This window comes from Arthrobacter sp. SLBN-100 (genome assembly GCF_006715305.1).
Lineage (GTDB): Bacteria > Actinomycetota > Actinomycetes > Actinomycetales > Micrococcaceae > Arthrobacter.
Genome location: NZ_VFMY01000001.1, coordinates 3,565,962 through 3,583,005, shown reverse-complemented (window position 1 = coordinate 3,583,005; position 17,044 = coordinate 3,565,962). Strand labels below are relative to the sequence as shown.

At 65.7% G+C, this 17,044-nt stretch carries 18 protein-coding genes and 1 pseudogene; 10 read left to right on the top strand and 9 right to left on the bottom strand.

All coding sequences use genetic code 11. The features are described 5' to 3' along the window. Positions 1–19 precede the first annotated feature (19 nt). Positions 20–874, top strand: coding sequence for an ammonia-dependent NAD(+) synthetase (nadE, locus tag FBY31_RS16565; protein ID WP_142043342.1), 855 nt, complete (start codon positions 20–22; stop codon positions 872–874). Between the two features lie 133 nt (positions 875–1,007). Here nadE and FBY31_RS16560 read toward each other — a convergent pair whose 3' ends face one another. Further along, the gene (locus FBY31_RS16560; RefSeq protein ID WP_142043340.1) at positions 1,008–1,802 is read right to left on the bottom strand and encodes an IclR family transcriptional regulator; all 795 of its coding nucleotides are present in this window, start codon (positions 1,800–1,802) and stop codon (positions 1,008–1,010) included. A gap of 183 nt (positions 1,803–1,985) precedes the next feature. Here FBY31_RS16560 and FBY31_RS16555 point away from each other — a divergent pair, with 183 nt between their 5' ends. The 6 genes and pseudogenes from FBY31_RS16555 (at position 1,986) to FBY31_RS16530 (ending at position 5,868) form a co-directional block, all read left to right on the top strand. Next, complete coding sequence (locus tag FBY31_RS16555; RefSeq protein ID WP_142043338.1) at positions 1,986–2,717, top strand: CoA transferase subunit A; 732 nt, start codon at positions 1,986–1,988, stop codon at positions 2,715–2,717. A 29-nt stretch (positions 2,718–2,746) separates the two neighbouring features. Then, positions 2,747–3,469 carry a 3-oxoacid CoA-transferase subunit B gene (locus tag FBY31_RS16550; protein WP_142043336.1) on the top strand — a complete coding sequence of 241 codons (723 nt, stop codon included), beginning with the start codon at positions 2,747–2,749 and terminating at the stop codon, positions 3,467–3,469. Next, complete coding sequence (locus tag FBY31_RS16545) at positions 3,466–4,650, top strand: acetyl-CoA acetyltransferase (RefSeq protein ID WP_142043334.1); 1,185 nt, start codon at positions 3,466–3,468, stop codon at positions 4,648–4,650. Before FBY31_RS16550 ends, FBY31_RS16545 begins: the two co-directional genes overlap by 4 nt. 200 nt (positions 4,651–4,850) lie before the next feature. Further along, positions 4,851–4,953 (top strand): annotated as a pseudogene (locus FBY31_RS23400) (DNA-binding response regulator); the annotation flags it as partial. A 131-nt stretch (positions 4,954–5,084) separates the two neighbouring features. Beyond that, complete coding sequence (locus FBY31_RS16535; RefSeq protein WP_013599688.1) at positions 5,085–5,288, top strand: cold-shock protein; 204 nt, start codon at positions 5,085–5,087, stop codon at positions 5,286–5,288. Between the two features lie 196 nt (positions 5,289–5,484). After that, positions 5,485–5,868: a DUF2207 domain-containing protein gene (locus FBY31_RS16530; RefSeq protein WP_142043332.1), complete on the top strand. Its 384-nt coding sequence runs from the start codon at positions 5,485–5,487 to the stop codon at positions 5,866–5,868. Positions 5,869–5,947: 79 nt separating this feature from the next. On the opposite strand, the gene FBY31_RS16525 is transcribed toward FBY31_RS16530, so the two are convergent. Further along, positions 5,948–6,925 (bottom strand): SDR family oxidoreductase, encoded by a 978-nt coding sequence (locus FBY31_RS16525; protein WP_142043330.1) that lies wholly within the window; start codon positions 6,923–6,925, stop codon positions 5,948–5,950. Between the two features lie 127 nt (positions 6,926–7,052). Beyond that, complete coding sequence (locus FBY31_RS16520; protein ID WP_142043328.1) at positions 7,053–8,243, bottom strand: acyl-CoA dehydrogenase family protein; 1,191 nt, start codon at positions 8,241–8,243, stop codon at positions 7,053–7,055. Between the two features lie 104 nt (positions 8,244–8,347). Between FBY31_RS16520 and FBY31_RS16515 the strand changes: the two genes are divergently transcribed. After that, positions 8,348–8,857, top strand: a complete 510-nt coding sequence (locus tag FBY31_RS16515) for a MarR family winged helix-turn-helix transcriptional regulator (RefSeq protein WP_142043326.1) — start codon at positions 8,348–8,350, stop codon at positions 8,855–8,857. A 30-nt stretch (positions 8,858–8,887) separates the two neighbouring features. Here the strand turns inward: FBY31_RS16515 and FBY31_RS16510 are convergent, their stop codons facing one another. The 5 genes from FBY31_RS16510 to FBY31_RS16490 form a co-directional block, all read right to left on the bottom strand. Continuing rightward, a complete protein-coding gene (locus FBY31_RS16510) occupies positions 8,888–9,541 on the bottom strand; it encodes a DedA family protein (RefSeq protein ID WP_142043324.1) in 654 nt (217 codons plus the stop codon). Between the two features lie 73 nt (positions 9,542–9,614). After that, positions 9,615–10,391 carry an enoyl-CoA hydratase gene (locus tag FBY31_RS16505; protein ID WP_142043323.1) on the bottom strand — a complete coding sequence of 259 codons (777 nt, stop codon included), beginning with the start codon at positions 10,389–10,391 and terminating at the stop codon, positions 9,615–9,617. Further along, complete coding sequence (gene mmsB, locus FBY31_RS16500; RefSeq protein ID WP_142043321.1) at positions 10,388–11,413, bottom strand: 3-hydroxyisobutyrate dehydrogenase; 1,026 nt, start codon at positions 11,411–11,413, stop codon at positions 10,388–10,390. The genes FBY31_RS16505 and mmsB overlap by 4 nt, the downstream gene beginning before the upstream one ends. Further along, on the bottom strand, positions 11,406–12,497 hold the full coding sequence (locus FBY31_RS16495) for an enoyl-CoA hydratase/isomerase family protein (protein WP_142043319.1): 1,092 nt from the start codon (positions 12,495–12,497) through the stop codon (positions 11,406–11,408). Before FBY31_RS16495 ends, mmsB begins: the two co-directional genes overlap by 8 nt. Beyond that, complete coding sequence (locus FBY31_RS16490) at positions 12,497–13,996, bottom strand: CoA-acylating methylmalonate-semialdehyde dehydrogenase (protein WP_142043317.1); 1,500 nt, start codon at positions 13,994–13,996, stop codon at positions 12,497–12,499. The genes FBY31_RS16495 and FBY31_RS16490 overlap by 1 nt, the downstream gene beginning before the upstream one ends. Positions 13,997–14,166: 170 nt before the next feature. On the opposite strand from FBY31_RS16490, the gene FBY31_RS16485 reads away from it, so the two are divergent. Both FBY31_RS16485 and FBY31_RS16480 read left to right on the top strand, forming a co-directional pair. Beyond that, complete coding sequence (locus tag FBY31_RS16485) at positions 14,167–14,973, top strand: exodeoxyribonuclease III (protein WP_142043315.1); 807 nt, start codon at positions 14,167–14,169, stop codon at positions 14,971–14,973. A gap of 34 nt (positions 14,974–15,007) precedes the next feature. Next, entirely contained in the window at positions 15,008–15,895 is an 888-nt protein-coding gene (locus tag FBY31_RS16480) for a hypothetical protein (protein WP_142043313.1), read from the top strand. Positions 15,896–15,935: 40 nt separating this feature from the next. On the opposite strand, the gene FBY31_RS16475 is transcribed toward FBY31_RS16480, so the two are convergent. After that, positions 15,936–16,988: a LacI family DNA-binding transcriptional regulator gene (locus FBY31_RS16475; protein WP_142043311.1), complete on the bottom strand. Its 1,053-nt coding sequence runs from the start codon at positions 16,986–16,988 to the stop codon at positions 15,936–15,938. Positions 16,989–17,044: the final 56 nt, after the last annotated feature.

Sequence of the window (17,044 nt, the reverse complement as noted above, 5' to 3'; positions counted from 1 at the left end):
GCTGGCTAGGCTGGAGCACATGCGCGAACTCCAGGCCAGGATCATTGAAGAAATGGGCGTACAGCCCCGGATCGACCCCGCAGGGGAGGTGCGCAAACGAGTCACTTTCCTGAAGGAGTACCTCAAAGCCACCCACACCAAGGGCTTTGTCCTGGGAATTTCCGGCGGACTGGACTCGTCCCTGGCCGGAAAACTGGCCCAGCTGGCGGTCGAGGAGCTCGAGTCCGAGGGCGTCGACGCTAACTTCGTGGCCGTGCGGCTGCCGTATGGCGTCCAGCACGACGAGGAAGACGCCCAGGCGGCCCTGGACTTCATCCGGCCCAAGACCGAGTGGACGTTCAACATTTCAGCAGCGGTGGACGGCTTCGAGGACGAGTTCGAGAAGACCGTGGGCTCGGAAATCTCCGACTTCCATAAGGGCAACACCAAGGCACGCACCCGCATGATCGCGCAGTATGCGCTGGCCGGGGAACACAACTACCTGGTCATCGGTACGGACCACGGTGCCGAATCGGTCACCGGTTTCTTCACGAAATATGGCGACGGCGGCGCAGACATCCTGCCGCTGTTCGGCCTGAACAAGCGGCAGAACCGCGCCCTGCTGGCCGAGCTTGGCGCACCGGCCCGCATCTGGGAAAAGGTGCCCACCGCGGACCTGCTGGATGACAAACCGGGCCGGACCGACGAGGACGAGCTGGGCTTGAGCTACGACCAGATCGACGACTACCTGGAAGGCCGGGACGTTCCCGAATCGGTGGCGGAATCGATCGAAACGAAGTACCTGCGCACGCGGCACAAGCGCACCGTCCCCGTCACCATTTTTGACACCTGGTGGAAGGGCCAGGGTCCGGAGGAGCCCCGCGCCGGGTTGTAGTCCGCCCCTGCCTGGCCCGCTGCAGCGCCTGACCCTGCGGCGCTGAAATCCCCCACCTTTCGGAAGGCACGACGGCGCGTCGTACCAAAAGGGCGGCGCGCCGTCGAAAGTTCTGCGGGAAAGCCGGGGAGACTCAGCGGGGCCGGCTGCCTTTCCCGGCGCCGCCCAGCTGCTGGGTGATGCGGTGCGCCTCGGCCAGCAGGAGGTTGCCCAGCTCTTCCCGCCGCTCCGGCTTGAACCGGGGTTCAATGCCGGTCAGCGACAGCGCCCACGCTGGCCTGCCGGACTGATCGAACACTGCTGCGCCCATCCCCCAGCTGCCTTCCAGCACCAGCCCGGGATTTACCGAGTAGCCTGTCAGCCTGGTTTCCGCGAGGTTCGCCCGGACGAGCTCCTTCGGATGGCCTGCCGCGAACGCCCCTGCGTGTCCGGCCCAGTCATGCAGCAGCTCCTCCTGCTCGGCCTCTGGCAGGAAAGCCATGATCGCGGTGCCGGCGGAGGCCACCCCCAGCGGGAACCGGACACCCTCGTGCAACACAAAGGAGCGGACCGGGAAGCTTCCTTCCTCCCGCAGCAGGCACACCGTCTCGGCCCCGCGGCGGATGGAGAAGAAGGCGCTCTCGCCGGTTGCCTCGGCAAGCCGGCGGAGGCTGGGCCGTGCAATGTCCTCCAGGGGGAAGCGTGCCGACGCCACCGACCCCATCAGGAAAATCTCCGGCCCCAGCACCCAGTTCCCGCTGCCCGGGTCGTGGTCCAGCAGGCCTTCGGAAGCCAGCGAGGACAACAGCCGGTGGACGGTGGGCCGGGTGAGGCCGGATTCGTTCACCAGGGCGGACAGCGGCATTCCGTCCGCGCCGCGCCCCACGAGTCGCAGCAACCGCGCGACCCGGCTGACCACCTGGGCGCCGGGCACTGGCGAATTACTCACTTTTCTCCTTTATGTATCCACAATATGGACCGCTATCACCTTACCGTCCACACTGTAGAAGCAGCGCCATTCCCGGACAACTTGTCGCCTTGACAGCCCTGGTGGTGCACCCCTAGTGTCCCTATTCAGACCCACTGTCCACAAAGTGGACACGAACTTCGGGACTCTCAACGAGGAGGCGCCATGTCCAAACTTCAGCCAGCTGCCGCCGTCGCCCTGGAAGGGGCACTGCGGGACGGAATGACTCTTGCCGTGGGCGGATTCGGCCTGAGCGGCATTCCGGCAGACCTCATCGAAGCCATCCGGGATTCCGGCGTGAAGGACTTGACGGTGGTCTCGAACAATATGGGTGTAGACGGCAAAGGCCTTGGCATCCTTATCGAGGCGGGCCAGGTCCGGAAAGTCATTGCCAGCTATGTGGGTGAAAACAAACTTTTCGCCGAGCAATACCTTGCCGGCCGGCTGGAGGTCGAGTTCACCCCGCAGGGCACCCTCGCGGAACGCCTGCGGGCCGGTGGTGCGGGCATCCCCGCCTTCTACACGAAAACCGGCGTAGGAACCCTGGTTGCCGAAGGCAAGCCGCACGAGGTGTTCGACGGCGAAAGGTACGTCCAGGAGCGCGCCATCCGGGCCGACGTCGCACTGGTCCATGCCCACACCGCGGACACGGACGGAAACCTCGTCTACCGCTACACCGCCCGGAACTTCAACCCTGTGGTCGCAACGGCAGGGCTCCTGACCATTGCGGAGGCGGAGGTGGTTGTGGCACCGGGCGAGCTGGATCCCAACCACATCGTCACCCCTGGCGTTTTCGTCCAGCGCCTGGTCCAAGCCAGCGGCAGGGTCAAGGACATTGAGCAGCGAACCGTCCGGCAGCGTGCTGTTTCCGTAGAAACCGAAGCCCTGGCCGTCTGACACCCGAACACCTACCTGAGGAGTACTCCATGGCCTGGACCAGGGATGAAATGGCTGCCATCGCGGCCGAGGAACTGAACGACGGCGACTACGTGAACCTGGGCATCGGCATTCCCACGCTGGTGGCCAACAACCTGCGCGACGGCGTCCGGGTTGTACTGCAGAGTGAAAACGGCCTGCTGGGCATGGGGCCGTTCCCGTACGAGGGTGAGGAGGACGCCGACCTGATCAATGCCGGCAAGCAGACCGTCACCGTGCTGCCGGGCGGCAGCATCTTCGATTCCGCCACGTCCTTCGGCATGATCCGCGGCGGCCACGTCAAAGTGGCCATCCTGGGAGCGATGCAGGTCTCGGGCAGTGGCGACCTCGCAAACTGGACCATCCCGGGCAAGATGGTCAAGGGCATGGGCGGCGCCATGGACCTGGTGGCCGGGACACCCCGCGTCGTGGTCCTTACCGAGCACAACGCCAAGGACGGCAGCGCCAAGATTGTCCGGGAATGCTCTCTCCCCTTGACCGGCATCGGCGTGGTGGACCGGATCATCAGCGACCTTGCGGTCTTCGATATTGCGAAGAATGAGCAAAAAACAGACGGCGGGGGGCGGCAGCTCACGCTGACCCGCCTTGCCCCCGGGGTCACCGTTGAGGAGATCCGGGGCAAGACGGAGGCCGAGTTCACGGTTGCCCTGGGCACCCCTGCTTTGGACACCCCTGCCCTGGGGGAATCGGCCCTGGAAGGAGCCACAGCATGAGCCTGCAGGAACAGTTCGGCAAGGATGTCCTGCTCACGGGCTGGGGACACAGCCGTTTCGGGAAGCTGACGGACGAGACATTGGAGTCCCTGATCGTCCAGGTGGCCACCGAAGCCATTGCGAATGCCGGCATCGAGCCGGGCCGGATCGACGAGATCTACCTCGGCCAGTTCAACTCCGGCATGATGCCGCTGGCGTTCCCGTCGTCGCTCGCGCTGCAGGTCTCCCCCGAGCTGGCGAATGTTCCGGCTACCCGGGTGGAGAACGCCTGCGCTTCCGGTTCCGCAGCCTTCCAGCAGGGCACCAAGTCCCTGCTCGCCGGCACCGCGAAGACCGTGCTGGTGATCGGCGCCGAAAAGATGACCCATGCTGGAGCCGACGTTGTGGGGGCAGGACTGCTTGGCGCTGACTATGACATGGCGGGCAAAGCATCCACCACTGGCTTCACCGGGCTCTTTGCCGAAGTGGCCAAGCACTACGAAAAGCGGTACGGAACCGTTTCCGACGTCCTGGGCAGCATCGCCGCCAAGAACCACCGCAACGGCGTGGACAACCCGTACGCCCAGCTCCGCAAGGACCTCGGCGAGGAGTTCTGCCGCACCGTCTCGGACAAGAACCCCATGGTGGCCGATCCCCTGCGCCGCACGGACTGCTCCCCTGTGTCCGACGGTGCTGCCGCCGTCGTGCTGTCCACTTCCCCAACCGGCGGCGCCACCGGTCCCGTCCGGCTCGCGGGCTTTGGCCACGCCAACGACTTCTTCCCGGCCGCGCGCAGGGACCCGGTAGCCTTCAGTGCCACCCGGGTGTCCTGGCAGCGGGCACTGGCCATGGCAGGTACGCGTCTGGAGGACCTGGACTTCGCGGAGGTCCACGACTGTTTCACCATCGCCGAACTGCTGATGTACGAGGCAATGGGGCTCACGGAGCCGGGCCAGGGCGCCCGCGCCATCGAGGAAGGCTGGGTGTACAAGGACGGCAAACTGCCCGTCAACGTTTCCGGTGGCCTGAAGGCCAAGGGCCACCCTGTGGGCGCAACCGGCGTATCCCAGCATGTCATCGCCGCAATGCAGCTGACCGGGACGGCCGGTGCCATGCAGCTTGCCAGCCCGCGCCGGGCGGCGGTCCAGAACATGGGCGGCGTGGGCATTGCCAACTACGTCAGCGTCCTCGAGGCTGTGTAGTCCCGCCGGGTTTCCCCACCTTTAGGGCACGACGGCGGCGCGCCGCACCAAAAGTGCGGCGCGTCGTCGTGCCCGACCGGAAAAGGTGGGGAAACTCAGCGGCGCGGTCAGTCCGAAGGCCAGCCGCGGGCCCGACTAAAGACGTGACCTCCGGGAGCGTTCCTGACCCGTGCGCCGGCGGCGATCAGGATCTGCACTGTTCCACGGTCAAGACCCACCTTTGCGCATATTTATGCCAAGCCCGGGGTGGACACCAGGGCCGCTGCCATCGCCACCGCCATCCGCCGCGAGGGCATGCGCTGACGACTCTGAGTGTCGATACCCTTGCAAGCTTGGCTTTCGCCCCGTACGTTGGGGACTGCGGGGGACGTTCTCCGCACACTTCGGGCCGATGGCCCGGGGAGAGAATCAGAGTCACACGAAGGAATGCAGCCATGGCAACAGGCACAGTTAAATGGTTCAACGCCGAAAAGGGTTTTGGCTTCATTGCCCCCGATGACGGGTCCGCTGACGTTTTCGCCCACTACTCCGCAATCGCCAGCAGCGGATACCGCTCACTCGATGAGAACCAGAAGGTTGAATTCGATGTGACCCAGGGTCCCAAGGGCCCGCAGGCAGAGAACATCCGCCCGCTCTAAGGCTTCGGTTTTCCTCCCGCACCAGCAGGAGGAATCCCGCCAGGCAGCGGCCTCTCCAACACTCGTTGGAGGGGCCGCTGTTTTTGCTTTATTTCCAAGGCTGGCTCCCGGACGCTTCTCCACGTGATCCCATCCTGGGTTGCGCCGTCCGCCTTCGGGCTCCCTATCGCGCACCGGGGTTTGGGATAATTAGGTTATGACCGGACAGCACCCGGACAACGTTCCAGGCAACGATGCAGGCAAGGACCCGTGGGAGGAGTTCGACAGGCTCCCACCTGCCGGGCCGGACCGTGTCCCGGGGCATCCCGGCGGGGAGCCGCTGGGGTTCGGTTTCCGCACCGGAGTCCGCAGTGCCCGGGTCGCCGTCGGGTTTGCCGTCTACACCCTGATCCTCGGAACCATCCTCGCGCTGGCAGGATGCATTGTTTTTGTTGCCGAGGAACAATGGCTGCTCGTTGCCCTGATGCTCCTCATCGAGGCGCTCTTTATCTTTGCGTTCACCCGGCTCGTTGCCCAGGCCCGGACGCGCTCGCCCCGCACCCGGTCTTCGCGGCACCGGTTCCCGCAAAAACCCGCTTGACCTTGACGCAGCGTCAACCCCTACGCTCGGAGCATGGAAGCAACCGGAATCACGCCGAAAAGAACCTCCAGCGGCGCAATCAGCCCAGCCTCTTCCGTAAGGCGACCACCGCCCCGGCGAGCACCGCAGCGGCTCCGATGTTCCGCTGTGCCGTCCGCCGTCGGCCGTGCCACCCGCCTCCAGTGGAAGCCTTCCGGATTGCCTGTGACGCTTGGTGGAGGTTTCCCGGGGTCACGGGGGCGGGCTGCCGCCGGGACAGCTGGCGGGTGTCCACTTGCCGGGCGGTGGTAGCTTCGACGGCGCCAGGGGCGACCTTGTGCTGCAGTACCAGGAGGCGGCCCGCCAGTCCTCCCGCGACAGTTTCCCGGCGCGGGTGGTCGACGAGCCCCACCACGGCTTTCGCAACCCGTTCCGGAGTGTAAACGGGAGGCATGGCCATCGGGCGGCGGCCGGTGTAATTGGCTGCATTCTGGTAGAAGGGCGTGTCAATGGTGGCCGGGAGGACCGTGCACACGTCCACCCCGGCGACGCCTTCGCGCGCCAGTTCCGAGCGCAGGCTGACGCTCAGGGCCCGCACCGCGGCCTTCGAGATGGAGTAAGCGGCGGAGTACGGCAACGGGATTTCCGACACAATGGACGCAACGTTGATCAGGATGCCGGACCCCTGGGCGCGCAGACGGGGCAGTGCTGCCCGGGCACCGTTCACGTACCCTGAGATGTTGACGTCAAGTACCCGCTGGAAGTCCTTTGGCGGAATGTCGGTCAGCAGGCCGAATGCACCCACTGCCGCATTGTTGACCCACACATCCAGGCGCCCGAACTCCTTGACAGCACGCGCTGCCAGTTCGTCCATCTTTCCCACGTCTGTCACGTCGGTGGGGACGGCAACGGCCTTCGCGCCGCGTTTCCTGCATTCTCGAGCCGCCTCTTCCAGGGATTTCGCTCCACGGGCGGCCAGGACCAGCCGGGCTCCCTTGGCGGCAAAGCGCAGGGCCGTGGCCCTTCCGATGCCGCTGGATGCGCCGGTGATCACCACAACTGGATTCTTGATGCGCATTCGGCATCCCCTTTTCGTCCGTGGACTGCCCTGGCATGAAACTAAGCAGGCTTAGTGTTTGATGCTACCGATGCCGGTCCGGCGGGACAACGGCAGCCGGCTAAAACGGGTGGGCCACCATGGGTACCTAGTGGAAAGCCGACCTGCCGGTGACGGCCCTGCCCACAATGAGCGAGTTGATCTCGTAGCTGCCCTCGTAGGTGTAGAGAATTTCGGCGTCGCCGAACAGCTTGCCCATCTCGTAGTCGCTGCTGATGCCGTTGCCGCCCAGCAGCGAGCGGCCCATGGCCACGGAGGACCGGGCCAACCGGGTGACGGTGGCCTTGGCCATGGCGGCCTGGACCATCTCCAGCTTCCCCTCCTGCTGGATGCGTGCCAGCTGCGCCATCAGCGCCAACGAGGCGGATGCGTTGCCCAATATATCGGCGAGCTGTTGCTGGACCAGCTGGAAGCCGGCCAGTTCCCTGCCGAACTGCCGCCGGCCCAGGGCGTAGGCGCGGGCGACGTCGAAGGCAGCCAGCTGGATTCCCGCACCTTGCCAGCCCACCCAGGCGCGGGAGTCCCGTAAAAGCTCGTTGGTCCTGGAGAAGCTCGTGGCCCCGGGCAGCAGGTTGCCCGCCGGGATGCGTACGCCCTCCAGCACGATGTCCGCATTCTGCATGATCCGCAGGCCGATCTTGTTGGAGATCTTGGTGGCGGTGTAGCCGGGCCTGTCCGTTTCCACGATGAAGCCCTTAATTTCGCCATCCGCCACGTCCCTCGCCCAGACCAGGGCGAAATCGGCGATAGTGGCGGCCCCGATCCAGCGCTTGGCACCATTGAGGACCCAATCACCGCCGTCCAGCCTGGCCGACGTTTCCAGCCCGCCGGCGATGTCCGAGCCATGATCCGGCTCCGTCAGCGCAAAGGCTCCAAGGTGGGCGAAGGATTTCAGGCCGGGCAGCCACCGGGCCTTCTGCTCCTCCGACCCCAGCTCGCTGATCATCCCGAGGATGAGTTCATTGTGGATCCCGGCGAGCGCCGAAAGAGACACGTCGGCGCGGGCCAGCTCCACGTACATGAGGCCCTTGAAAAGCGTGGAACTGCCGTCCAGCTGCAGGGCCCCGAGGCCATGCTTTCCCATGTCCGCCAGCAGCCCAAAGGGGAACTCTTCCCGGTTCCAATACCCAATGGAGGGCTGGCGGACCGAGGACTGGAGGAACTGGCGGATACCGAAGTACCTGTCCCGTTCGGGAGGCGCCAGGAGGTCAACGATGTACATCAGGTCCGCATCAGGAAAGGGCGGCGCGCCGTGAGGTCCTGCGGGCGGCACAGGCATAGGTCCCCTCGCTCTGCTGAACTGATTTACCAAACCGTTGGATGTCCTAGTATATTCACAGGTTCCCCAATACGTGAGGCGCATCACACGGTGAAAGGCTGGCTATGGGCACTCCGCTCCCCCGCGATCCCATTGCTGATGCCCGCCGAAACTGGGAGGACCACGGCTGGGCGGACATGGCCGCTCCCATGGCAGCCATCACTGCCATCATGCGGACCCAGCAGATTCTGCTCGCCAGGATCGAACTCGTGCTGAAGCCTTTCGGGCTGACCTTCGCACGCTACGAGCTGCTCGCGCTCCTGAGCTTTTCCAGGAGCGGCTCCCTTCCGATGAAAAAGGCCAGCACGCTCCTCCAGGTCCATCCGACGTCCATCACTAACGCGGTGGACCGGCTGCAGGAGGCCGGGCTGGTCCGCCGGTCACCGCACCGGACGGACGGCCGCACCACGCTGGTCGAGCTCACTGCCGAGGGGCGCACCTTGGCGAAACGTTCGACGGCGGCGCTGAACGCCGAGGTTTTCAGCGCCTCCGGCTTCGGGCGGGAGGATATCGATCAGCTGATCCGGATACTGGGGGACTTCCGCCGGAATGCCGGCGACTTCGTCGACTCCTGAGCTGAAAGCAGGACAGCCGGGCGCGCAGGGTCAGCGCGGCGCTTTGGCGCGTTTGATCCTGCGGGCCACGAGCAGCACCACGGTGACAGCTGCAGCGGCATAAACGGCGTAGTTCAGGAACCGTGAGTACTCCTCGATCAGCCGGTACTGTGTGCCCAGCAGGTACCCCAACCCCAGCAGCAGCCCGTTCCACAGCCCGCTGCCACCGAGCGTGTAGATGGTGAACATGCCCAGTGGCACGGCTGCAGCACCGGCCGGAAGGGAAATAAGGCTCCGCACACCGGGAAGCAGCCGCCCGAAGAAGATGGACCGCCGCCCATGCCGGCGGAACCAGCCGGCGGCGTGTTCAAAGTCCTCCCGGTCCACCAGCGGTAGCTTTGACAACCCGCGGATGGACCGCTCCAGGCCAAGCTTGGCCCCAAGCGAGTAGAGGAGGAGGGCCCCAAGCCAGGCGCCCAACGTGCTGGTGACAAAAACCAGGGCCAAGTTCAGGGAGCCCTGCCTGGCAAGGTAGCCGGCCAGCGGCAGGATCACTTCGCTGGGAATGGGCGGCAGCATGGTTTCGGCCAGGGTGAAGAGCCCCACGCCCCATTCGCCGAGCTGCTCGATACCCCGGGCAGCGACGCCAACCAACCCGGTCAGGTTTTCGGCCGAGCCGCCCGCGTCCGCCGCCGTTCCCCACATAGAAGCTCCCCGTCCGATTCCACAGCTGCCTTGCCCTGTCTACCTTATGCAGCTGGGTAAAGGCTGGATTCTCCTACCGGTGCCGGAACTCGGGCTCGCGTTTCCCGGTAAACGCCGCCATGCCTTCCTTTTGGTCCTCCGTGGCGAAGAGCGAATGGAAAAGCCTGCGCTCGAACACCACTCCCTGGGCGAGCCCGGTTTCGAAGGCCGCGTTGACGGCCTCCTTGGCCACCATGGCCACCGGTTTGGACTTGGACGCGATGACTTCTGCGGCTTTGACGGCTTCCTCCACGACATCCTCAGCGGGAACCACGCGGGACACCAGGCCGCACCGGTCAGCTTCCTCGGCCCCCATGAACCTGCCGGTGAGGATCAGGTCCATCGCCTTGGCCTTGCCCACGGCCCTGGTGAGCCGCTGCGACCCGCCCATGCCGGGCAGCACGCCCAGGTTGATCTCGGGCTGCCCGAACTTGGCGTTGTCTCCGGCGATGATGAGATCGCACATCATGGCCAGTTCGCAGCCGCCACCCAGCGCGAAGCCGGAGACTGCGGCAATGGTGGGAATGCGGAGCCTGGTAAAGTCCTCCCAGCCGCGGAACCAGTCCGCTGCGTACATCTCCATGTAGCCCTGGGCCGCCATTTCCTTGATGTCAGCCCCGGCGGCGAAGGCCTTGCTGGAGCCGGTGATAACCACCGCTCCTACCGCGGGATCGGAGTCCATGGCGCGGACGGCCTGCACGAGCTCCTCCATGGTGGCCTTGTTCAGGGCATTCAGCGCTTGAGGCCGGTTGAGCGTCACCAGCCCCACCCGGCCGCGCTGTTCCACCAGGATGCTCGTGTATTCCGTCATTCGGGGCTCCCGTCGTCCTGCGCTGCACTGTGTGCCGCACTTTTTGATGCCGTCTGTGGAGTGCCGCCGGCATGATTCCCCGGCCGGTTCATGTTCCCTGATCCGTCCCGGGCATCGGACTTGTCCCGGATGTCCGTGATGATTCCGGAGAAGTCACGTCCGGCGCCGCCTTCCGCGGCAAACGTACCGTAGATTTCCGCGGCGAGCGGACCCACCCGGGCTGCCACTCCGGTGCTTTGCAGTGCATTGACGGCAAGTTGGAGGTCCTTGGCCATGAGGGCCCCGGCAAAACCGGGCTGGTAGTCGCGGTTAGCTGGGCTGGTGGGGACAGGCCCGGGCACGGGGCAGTTGGTGGTCAGCGCCCAGCATTGCCCGGAGGCTGCTGATGCCACGTCAAAGAGTGCCTGGTGGGTCAGGCCCAGTTTCTCCCCCAGGACAAAGGCCTCGCTCACGGCAATCATGGAGGCGCCCAGGATCAGGTTGTTGCAGATCTTCGCGGCCTGTCCCGCCCCGTGGGCACCGCAGTGCACCACCCGCTTGCCCATCACCTCCAGCAGCGGACGCACTGCTTCGAAGTCCTCCGGATCGCCGCCCACCATGAACGTCAGCGTCCCGGCCTCCGCCCCCACCACGCCGCCCGAAACAGGAGCGTCCACCGAGCGGTGGCCGGCGTCGATGGCCAGCCTTGCTGCTTCCCGCGCTTCGTCAACGTTGATGGTGGAACAATCCAGGAACATGGTTCCGGGGGCAGCAGCGGACAGCAGGCCGGGCCCGCCGCCGCTGCCCTGGTAGGCGTCGAGCACATGCCGGCCGCTGGGGAACATCGTCAGGACCACGTTGGCGCCGGAAACTGCTTCAGCGGCGCTGGCGGCAACAGGAACGCCATGCTCCCGTGCAGCATCAAGGGCGGCGGGCACCACGTCGAAACCTGCCACGGTGTAGCCAGCGCGGACCAGGTTCACCGCCATGGGACCGCCCATGTGGCCAAGGCCCAGGAACGCGATGGTGTAGCCCTCAGGCATGGTCCGTCTCCTTCAACTCAAGGTCCAGTTCCTTGCTGCCCAGCGGGTCAAAAAAGCGCTCCACCTGCTCCGGCAGCACCTCGGCGAGAGTTGGCGGGCGCCAGCGGGGTGTACGGTCCTTGTCCACCACCTGCGCCCGGATGCCCTCGCGGAAATCCGGCGCCGCCAGGAAACGCAGTCCCACCCGGTACTCCTGCGCGAGGGCTTCATCCAGTGCCATGCCCTTGGCTCGCCGCAGCGATGCCAGCGTCACCTTCACGGCGGTGGGAGATTTCGCCTCGATGGTGTCGGCGGCACTGGCCGCCTCCCCGCCCCTTTCGCCACCGAAGCTCCGGAGCCGGCGGACGATCTCCCCGGCGTCGTCGGAGGCGTAGCAACTGTCGATCCACCCCCGCTGCTCCTCAACGGCGGAGGGCGGAACCGGCCCCCTGTAACGTACGACGGCGGCTTCCGCAGTTTCGCTTTCCAGCGCCACCATCAGTTCCTCGAGCCGCGCCGACGGGACGCAGCAGTCAGCGAGGCCCAGGTACAGGGCATCCCCCGCGTTCAGGTGCGCCCCGGTGAGCGCCGCGTGGGTTCCCGCCTCCCCTGGTGAGCGGGACAACAGGAAGGTCCCGCCGACGTCGGGGGCAAAACCAATGGTGGTCTCCGGCATGCCCATCCGCGTGCGCTCGGTGACCACCCGCACCGAGCCGTGGGCCGAGATTCCCACGCCGCCGCCCAGGACCAGCCCATCCATGAAGGCGACATACGGTTTGGGGTAGCGGGCGATCAGCGAATTCAGCCGGTATTCCGCCTGCCAGAAGCCGGCCGTTTGCCCTCCGCCGGCGGGGATGTCCTCATAGATGGCCACAATGTCGCCGCCGGCACATAATCCCCGTTCGCCGGCACCGCGCACAAGAACCGTGGCAACGCCGTCGTCGTCCGCCCATGCGGTGAGCTGGTCCAAAAGCGAGCCCACCATCCCGGTGGTCAGCGCATTCACCGCCCGAGGCCTGTTGAGGGTGACCACCCCCAGCTGCCCGCGGCGCTCAAACAGCACCTCGGCGTTGGTGTCCGTACTGCTTTCTGCGCTGTCTGCCATCAACTTCCTTCCGGCATCACGAAGCTGGCCCCGTGCCGTATCCCTGACGGCCACCTGGTGGTGACCGTCTTCGTCTTGGTGTAGAAGCGGAATGCATCCGCCCCGTGCTGGTTAAGGTCGCCGAATCCTGACGCCTTCCAGCCGCCGAACGTGTAGTACGCCAGGGGCACCGGGATGGGCACATTGATACCCACCATGCCCACATCCACCCTGGTGGCGAAATCCCGGGCAGCATCGCCGTCCCGGGTGAAGATGGCCACGCCGTTGCCGTACTCGTTCCGGCTGCAGAGCCGGAGCGCTTCATCGTAGTCGGCCGCCCGCACCACGCTGAGGACGGGGCCGAAGATCTCCTGCCGGTAGATGGCCATCTCCGGCCTCACGTGGTCGAAGAGGGTGGGGCCCACCCAGAAGCCATCTTCGTAGCCTTCCACGGTGAGGCCCCGGCCATCGGCCAGCAGGGTGGCGCCCTCGTCCACTCCCGCCTGGATGCAGCCCTCAATCCGTTCCCTGGCGGAGGCCGTAACCACCGGGCCGAAGTCTGTGTGCTGGTCCAGGCTGTGGCCCACCTTAAGCGACTTAACCCGTTCCTGAAGCCTGGCCACCAGCCGGTCAGCTGTTTCCTGCCCCACCGGGACGGCCACGGAAACGGCCATGCAGCGCTCCCCCGCGGAGCCGTACCCGGCGCCGATGAGGGCGTCCGCGGCGTGGTCCAGGTCTGCGTCCGGCATTATCACCATGTGGTTCTTGGCACCGCCGAAGCACTGCGCGCGCTTTCCGTGGGCAGCGGCGGTGGCGTAGATGTACTGGGCAATAGGGGTGGAGCCCACGAATCCGATGGCCCTGACCAGCGGATCTTCAAGGAGCGCGTCCACGGCTTCTTTGTCCCCGTTGACCACGTTGAACACTCCGTCCGGGACGCCCGCCTCGGAGTACAGTTCGGCCAGGCGCAGCGGCACGGAAGGGTCCCGCTCGGAGGGCTTCAGGATGAACGCGTTGCCCGCAGCCAAGGCCGGGCCGGACTTCCACAGCGGGATCATGGCGGGAAAGTTGAACGGCGTAATGCCGGCCACCACGCCCAGTGGCTGCCGCAGCGAATGGATGTCTATCCCGGATCCGGCTTCAGTGGAAAATTCTCCCTTGAGCAGGTGCGGCGCGCCGGCTGCGAACTCCACCACTTCCAGTCCCCGCTGGATGTCCCCTTTGGAGTCGGCGAGGGTCTTGCCATGTTCGGAGGACAGCAGCCGGGCCAGCCTGTCAATATCCCGGTTGACCAGGTCCACGAACCGGAGCAGGATCCTCCCCCGCCGCTGCGGGTTCATCTCCGCCCATTCCTCCTGTGCCTTCGCGCCGGCAGCAACGGCGTTGTGCACCTCGTCCCTGCCGGCCAGCGGCACGCGCGCCTGGACTGCGCCGGTACAGGGATCAAAGACGTCGCCAAAACGGCCGGACAAGCCTGCGGCGTGTTGGCCGCCGACGTAGTGGGTAAGCTCGCGCACCATGAGCGGACGCTCCTTCGCATGTGACCCAGGTCATTTCTGGTTGCGAATATACTCGGACCTCCAACTAAACTCCACCGGTCCTGCAGGCCTACGAAGAGGCCCTGACGCGCCCGCCGGAGCCAGCGCGCATGCTTTACCCACGGCCGCACCGCCAAGGTAAGTTAGGAACTGTGAAGATTGCTACCTGGAATGTGAATTCGCTCCGTGCCCGTGCCGACCGCGTGGAAGCCTGGCTTCAGCGCAGTGACTGCGACGTGCTCGCCATCCAGGAAACCAAGTGCAAGGACGACAACTTTCCCTGGGAGCTCTTCGAACGGATGGGCTACGAGGTGGCCCACTTCGGCGTCAACCAGTGGAACGGCGTAGCCATCGCCTCCCGGGTGGGGCTCGACGACGTGGAGCGGACGTTCCTGGACCAGCCCTCATTCGGCAAGGCGGGCACGGACCCCGTGCAGGAGGCACGCGCCATGGCGGCGACCTGCGCCGGCGTCCGGATCTGGAGCCTGTATGTCCCCAACGGCCGCTCGCTGGACGATGAGCACATGCCGTACAAACTCAAGTGGCTGGAAAGCCTGAAAACGCACGCCCAGGAACTGCTCGCCCGGAATCCGGAAGCCCAGGTGGCGCTGATGGGCGACTGGAACATCGCCCCCTTGGACGAGGACGTGTGGGACATCGACCTTTTCATCAACAACCGCTCCACCCACGTCAGTCCGCCGGAGCGCGCAGCATTCCACGCTTTCGAGTCGGCCGGTTTCACCGACGTCGTCCGGCCCTACACTCCCGGCCCGGGCGTCTACACCTACTGGGACTACACCCAGCTGCGCTTTCCGAAAAAGGAAGGCATGCGGATCGATTTCGTGCTGGCCTCCCCGGCCCTGGCCGCGCGTGTCACCGGCGCCTCGATCGACCGCGAGGAGCGCAAGGGCAAGGGCGCCTCGGACCATGCCCCCGTACTGGTGGAACTGGCGGGCTGATGACAGAATCCTGGACCCATTCAAGGAGACCGTGATGACGGGAAACCTCTACCGGGGCCAGGCCGGCCTGCCATTCTCGTCAACCCTCCGCGTCTACGAACCGCTGGACGCCTTCCCCGAGGAGCAGCGCCCGGCGATCCAGGCCGCCGGATCACGCTCAGCCTCGCGTGCCGCCGTCGAAAACGCTGAACTGCTGGCCTCGCTGGGACGGATCACGCGGTCCGGCGGTGATCCCTTTCCCACGGGGCGAACCGACTTGGTGCGCGTCACCACTGCCCCGGCAGCGCCCCCTGAAGGAACGTCCGACGACGACGCTGACGCCGACCCCGTGCTGCTGTACTGTCCCAGCCAGCTGGTATTGCGTGCCGGCCTGGCTGCCAACGCCCTGATGGAAGGGATCCACGGCCCGCTGGCGGAGTTGCTGATTCCCGAAGAGCAGCGGGACAAGCACCAGGAACGGATCGACCAGGTGAAGGCCCGCGACGGGTCCATCCGCGTGCACACCCGGGCGTCCACCTGGGGCATCCCCTTCAGCTGGTTTTCCCTGTTTATGGAAGCAGACCACAAGGACGTGGTGGAGGCTGCCGGCCGGATCCTCACGGTCCGCGTGTGGGCACCCATCACCGAAGCCCTGGAGCGGGCCCGGTACGCGGTGGCCAACCTTGCGCTCGCAGCACCGGACCTGGACATGCTCGATGACCTGGCCCAGCTCACGGAGTGGCTGGAAACGTTCCATGTGGAGTCGATGGTGGAACTGGATTACGGGGCGGTGGCGGACAAGGTGTACCCGGACGATTCGCCGATGGACATCCGGCTTGGCATTGAATGCCTGGCTGAGGGCGACATGACCGGCGCTGCCGCGGCATACCGGCGCCTTGCGTCCCGCTGGATCCCCATCCGGCAACTGGCCCGCGCGTCCTGACAGCCGGCGCCCTGAAGCCGCGGGAAACGGAACTTGCGCGCTAGGACTGGGGCGGCGCCGTCGTCCTTCTGACGATCAATTCATGGGGCGCGACGGCGGACTGTACCGATCCCGTCTCCCCGTCCAGTTCGTCAAGGAGCATCTTGGTGGCCAGCTCGGCCTGTTCGTCGGGCCGCTGGCCCACAGTGGTCAGGCCCATGGCGTCGGCGAAATCGTGGTTGTCGATGCCCACTACGGAGAGTTGCTGCGGCACCCGGACGCCAAGCCGCATGGCTTCAAAGATGACTCCCATGGCCATCTCATCCGAGGCGCAGAAGATCGCTGTTGGCTTCTCCCCCGGCTTGGCCCAGAGCCGGCGGAAGGCCTCCTGCCCGCTGCGGACGGTAAAATCCCCCCACTCATCCCATTCGGGACGGGTGGGGAGGCCTGCTGCGGTCATCACGTCCTTGAAAGCCAGGATCCGGACGCGGGGAACATCGAAGTTCAAGTCTGTTTCGTCGTCGCCATGCAGCAGGGCGATGTTCCGGTGGCCCAGGCCGATCAGGTGCCGGACGGCGGTGGAGGCGGCAGCGTAATCGTCGATGCCGATGTACGCGCACTCTTCCACGTGGCCGCCCACCACCACCAGAGGGATGTCGATTTTCTGGAGGTGGTCCAATTCATCATGGGACAGCGCCATACACAGGACCAGCAGGGCGTCGATCTGCTTGTAAACCATGGTCTTGCTGAAGAGCCGCTCCCGGTTGCTGCCGTGGCCCCCAAGGTTGAACAGCGAAAGGTTGTAGTTCCGGGCGTGGAGTTCCCGGTCCGCGCCTTCGATGGCTTTGGAAAAGAACCACCGGCTCACGAACGGGGCGAGCACGCCGATGGTCCTGGTTCTTCCCGTGGCCAGTCCGGAGGCGGAGCTGGACGCTACGTAGCCCAGGTTCCCGGCTACTTCGAGGATTTTTTCGCGCGTGGCGGGTGAGACGCGGGGCAGGCCACGAACTGCCCGGGACACCGTGGCGGTGGAAACTCCCGCTGCCGCCGCCACATCTTCTATGCTGACACCACTGTGGCCGCCCCGTTGGGACCTTTCACTTGTGCGAGCCACGGTGCCCCCTCAATACTTCCTGCAGGCCTCCGCCATGCTTCGTGCGATGCTTCCAC